The organism is Photobacterium sp. GB-56 (genome assembly GCF_003026105.1).
Taxonomy (GTDB): domain Bacteria; phylum Pseudomonadota; class Gammaproteobacteria; order Enterobacterales; family Vibrionaceae; genus Photobacterium.
Genome location: NZ_PYNW01000053.1, coordinates 1 through 786, shown reverse-complemented (window position 1 = coordinate 786; position 786 = coordinate 1). Strand labels below are relative to the sequence as shown.

The window sequence follows — 786 nt, the reverse complement described above, 5'->3', positions numbered from 1 at the left end:
AGATGAAAAAGATCATATCAACCGGAGTACTCTGCCTATTACTGGCTGGTTGTAGCATGATGAATAGAGAACGCGTACCTGATGAAGTTCCGGATTGGACTGTAGCTTATGCTATGCCATCATTTTACCCTGTCAGAATCACTAAAGCATATGGTATTAACACGCAAGAAGATTGGACTTCTATTTTACACACCCACAGCCAATTTATGACTACCAGTGCATTAAAACGTATAAAAGAGTTTTTACCCAACTATGATGGTTATGGGTTACCTCTCGCTTTTGCTACTATGGGAGGAGCTTCACAAATCCAACCTACCAATCATTTACCCGATAAAGTCGTGCTTTACTGGACATCCCTTTTTGACGCGAAGTTCTATATTACTGAATTAAATATCACCCCAAAAATGAAGGCGCTGGCTTATAAAAAGCAAAGTTACACTAGACCAGAAGATGGAAGGCGTAAAACTTGTTACCAAACGACATTTGATTTTGGTTTCCTACCAAATGGACAAGTGAAAGTGTGGCTTGAAGGGTGTGGCAAGTATACGTACATTACTGAGCTGTCACCAACGAGCACACCCGAAACGGACTATAACGGAAATTCATCAACTGCCTACAAGCATGATTATGAAGACGAGTTAAATATTAGAGCTGAAAATGCTAACGCAACCTTAACGCCTATCCCTTGGGACAAGGTAAATAAGGTTTATACATCAGAGAATTATATTGTAGATCAGCTTCATTAATATTGGCCTATCGCCTCACAGGTTTCTGTGAGGCGCTCAA

At 40.3% G+C, this 786-nt stretch carries 1 protein-coding gene; it reads left to right on the top strand.

The genetic code is table 11. The features are described from left to right. On the top strand, positions 1-746 hold a 746-nt coding region (locus tag C9J42_RS21305; protein ID WP_107302307.1), incomplete at its 5' end, for a DUF2931 family protein. Positions 747-786 lie beyond the last annotated feature (40 nt).